The organism is Streptomyces prasinopilosus (assembly GCF_001419695.1).
In the GTDB taxonomy this organism is placed as follows: domain Bacteria; phylum Actinomycetota; class Actinomycetes; order Streptomycetales; family Streptomycetaceae; genus Streptomyces; species Streptomyces prasinopilosus.
The window spans coordinates 1-3,954 of record NZ_LIRG01000737.1; the positions used below are offsets into that span (position 1 = coordinate 1).

The 3,954-nt window shown below is 74.9% G+C and carries 1 protein-coding gene and 1 pseudogene; both read left to right on the forward strand.

Annotated elements, in window-relative coordinates; all coding sequences use genetic code 11:
• Nucleotides 1-150 (forward strand): annotated as a pseudogene (locus AOK18_RS35490) (maltotransferase domain-containing protein); the annotation flags it as partial.
• A 1,160-nt stretch (nucleotides 151-1,310) separates the two neighbouring features.
• Nucleotides 1,311-3,954, forward strand: a 2,644-nt coding sequence (locus AOK18_RS25555; RefSeq protein ID WP_055695863.1) for a glycosyltransferase family 1 protein, incomplete at its 3' end; no start/stop codon positions are given.

Sequence of the window (3,954 nt, forward strand, 5' to 3'; positions counted from 1 at the left end):
GTCCACGGGGGGCGCCGGCCGGCCAAGGCGGTCGTCGGGGAGACGTTCGAGGTGACGGCGACCGTGTTCCGCGAGGGGCACGACGCGGTGGCCGCCAACGTCGTCCTGACCGACCCCGAGGGCCGGCGCCCCCCGTGGACCACCGGACGGACGTCGAGGACGGGGATGCGGCCCACGGAGGCGGCGGGGACGGCGTCCACGGGAGCGGCGCTCACGGTGCCCGCTTCCGTCGCGGGCGACGACGCGGCCGGCGACGCGGCCGGCGGCACGGGTGAGGGGCCGGGCGGCGGTGCCGGTGACGGGTGCCCGCCCTCACCGCTCGGCCGCACGGAGGCCGTGGTGGAACCGCGTTGCGCGGACGGGCGCGGGCCGGGCCTCGGAGGCGCCCCGGAGCCGGGCCGCACCGGTGGCGGGGAACCGGGCGCCGACGGGGTCTGAGCGGTACCGGGTGTCGGAGGGGATGACGAAGGGTGCTTGGCGGGCATGACCGCTCCTGTCCGCGTCAACGTGGGTGGGCGGATGACTGTGGGGAGGTGGGTCCTGCGGGTCCTGCGGGTCCTGCGTGATGCTCCGTCGTGTCCCGTGGCGCACGGCGGTGTTCCCGAGGGGCGTACCGAAGGAGCCTTCCCATCCTCTTCGGGTGAGCAATCCGGCGCTTTGTTAACTACTCGCGCGTATGTCGACATACAAGACCGGCCTCGCCCGTGCGGGTGAAGCAGGCCCTCGTGGGTCCGTTCCCGCGCACCCGTCAGCAGGCCCCCGGCGTCTCCCGTCCGCGCCGGACCGGTTCCGGACGAGGGACCCCGGGGTCCCGGAGTCCGCGGCGGACGGCCCGGCGGACGGGGCCCGCGACGGCTCGCCTCTCCGGCCGCCGCCCTCTCGACCAGCGCGTTCGCCACCCGCGCCGGGGCCGCCCGGCGAAGTGCGGCGCCGCCGCGTCCGCCGTGCGCGGGGAAGCCGCCGACGCACCCGGGCGCTGACCCGCCCGGTGCGGCTCGCGGCGGACGCCGGGGCGGCGGTGCCCCCGGGGGGTGAACGGGTCGGCGGTCGGACCGTGTGGGGAAAAGGCCGGTTTCTTGTCCTGCCGGCCCGCCGCCGCGGTGGCGGGCCGTGCGGAACGGAGTCCCGCGGGGACACCGCGGGTGGGGAACCGGCCATGTGCGCCCGGTGGCGAATCGTTTGGGCCGGGGCACGCCGCTGCCGGGTTGTCCGGCTTCCGCCCTGGATGCCTTTTCCGCCGGTAGTGTCGTGCGGGACGACCGGACGCACAGTGCCGTCCCTCCGCACCGCGACTCGCGCCGAGGTGGAATTTGAAGGCGATCCGTCGATTCACCGTCCGACCCGTTCTCCCCGACCCCCTCCGGCCCCTCAGCGACCTGGCCCGCAACCTGCGCTGGTCCTGGCACGCGCCGACCGGCGACCTCTTCCAGTCCGTCGACCCCGGGTGCTGGGCCGCCTGCGGCCGCGACCCCGTGCGGCTGCTGGGCAGCGTGGGGCCCGAGCGGCTCACCGAGCTGGCCGGCGACCGCGCGTTCCTGGACCGCCTCGACGCGGCCGCGGACGACCTGCACACGTACATGACCGGCGACCGCTGGTACCAGACCCAGTCCGGCAGCCGGCCGCGGGGCGACCAACTTCCCTCCGCCATCGCCTACTTCTCCCCGGAGTTCGGCATCACGGCCGCCCTGCCGCAGTACTCCGGAGGACTCGGCATCCTCGCCGGCGACCACCTCAAGTCCGCCAGCGACCTCGGCGTCCCGATGATCGGCGTCGGCCTGCTCTACCGGCACGGCTACTTCCGCCAGACCCTGTCCCGGGACGGCTGGCAGCAGGAGCACTACCCCGTCCTGGACCCCAACGAGCTGCCCCTCGTCCAGCTCCAGGAACCCGACGGCACGCCCGCCCTGGTGGGTCTCGCACTGCCCGGCGGCCGGTCCCTGCGCGCCCGGATCTGGCTGGCCCAGGTGGGCAGGGTCCCCCTGCTCCTGCTGGACTCCGACGTCGAGGAGAACGACCCCGGCGCACGCGGCGTCACCGACCGGCTCTACGGCGGCGGCAGCGAGCACCGGCTGCTCCAGGAGATGCTGCTCGGCATAGGGGGCGTGCGGGCGGTGCGCGCGTACTGCCGGATCACCGGACACGCGCCGCCCGAGGTGTTCCACACCAACGAGGGCCACGCCGGTTTCCTCGGCCTGGAACGCATCGCCGAACTGGGCGCCGAGGGACTGGAGTTCGACGCCGCCCTGGAGGCGGTCCGGGCCGGGACCGTGTTCACCACGCACACCCCGGTACCGGCCGGCATCGACCGCTTCGACCGCGGCCTGGTCGCCCGGCACTTCGGACCCGGCGCCGAACTGCCGGGCATCGACGTCGACCGCGTCATCGGGCTGGGCCGGGAGACGTACCCCGGTGGCGAGCCCGGTCTCTTCAACATGGCCGTGATGGGCCTGCGCCTTGCCCAGCGCGCCAACGGCGTGTCCCTGCTGCACGGCGGGGTCAGCCGCGAGATGTTCGCCGGACTCTGGCCCGGGTTCGACCCCGAGGAGGTGCCCATCACCTCCGTCACCAACGGGGTGCACGCGCCCACCTGGGTCGCCCCCGAGGTGCTCCGGCTCGGCGCCCGGCAGATCGGTGCCGAGCGCGCCGAGGAGGCGCTGACCGTCGGCGGCTCGGACCGCTGGGACTCGGTCGCGGACATCCCGGACGAGGACATCTGGGAGCTGCGCCGGTCCCTGCGCGCCCTGCTGGTGATGGAGGTGCGGGAGCGGCTGCGCGCCTCCTGGCGGCAGCGCGGGGCCGGGACGGCCGAGCTGGGCTGGGTCGAGCAGGTGCTCGACCCGGACGTGCTGACCATCGGGTTCGCCCGGCGGGTCCCCTCGTACAAGCGGCTGACGCTGATGCTGCAGGACCGGGACCGGCTGACGAACCTGCTGCTGCACCCCGAACGGCCGGTGCAGATCGTGGTCGCGGGCAAGGCGCACCCGGCGGACGAGGGCGGCAAACGGCTCATCCAGGAGTTGGTCCGGTTCGCCGACGACCCCCGGGTGCGGCACCGGATCGTGTTCCTGCCCGACTACGGCATGGCGATGGCGCAGAAGCTCTACCCCGGCTGCGACATCTGGCTGAACAACCCGCTGCGGCCGCTGGAGGCGTGCGGCACCAGCGGCATGAAGGCCGCCCTCAACGGCTGCCTCAACCTCTCGGTGCTGGACGGCTGGTGGGACGAGTGGTTCCAGCCCGACTTCGGCTGGGCCATCCCCACCGCGGACGGGGCGAACGGGGGCACCTCCACGCTGTCGGCGGTGGGGGACGACCCCGACCGGCGCGACGCCGTGGAGGCCGCCGCGCTGTACGACCTGCTGGAGCAGCGGATCACCCCGCGCTTCTACGAGCGGGGCGAGAGCGGGCTGCCGGACCGGTGGCTGGAGATGGTCCGCAACACCCTGAGCCTGCTCGGGCCGAAGGTGCTGGCCGGCCGCATGGTCCGCGAGTACGTCGAGCGCCTGTACGCGCCCGCCGCCGGCGGCCACCGCGCCATGGACCCGGACGCCGCGCGGGACCTCGCCCGGTGGAAGTCCCGGGTGCGTGCCGCCTGGCACGGGGTGAGCGTCGACCACGTGGAGACGTCGGAGACGTCGGAGACGACGGGCACGGCGGAACTCGGCACCACCCTGGCGCTGCGGGTGCGCGTCGGCCTCGGCGGCCTCGGCCCCGACGACGTCGAGGTGCAGGCGGTCTCCGGGCGGGTGGACGAGGAGGACCGCATCACCGACGCGACCCCCGTGCCGCTGAAGCCGGTGGGCTCCGCCGACCTGGAGGGCCGCTGGGTGTACGAGGGCCCCCTCTGCCTGGACCGCACCGGGCCGTTCGGCTACACGGTCCGCGTCCTGCCCAGTCACCGGCTGCTGGCGCAGGGCACGGAACTGGGCCTGGTCGCGGTCCCCTCGCAGGACG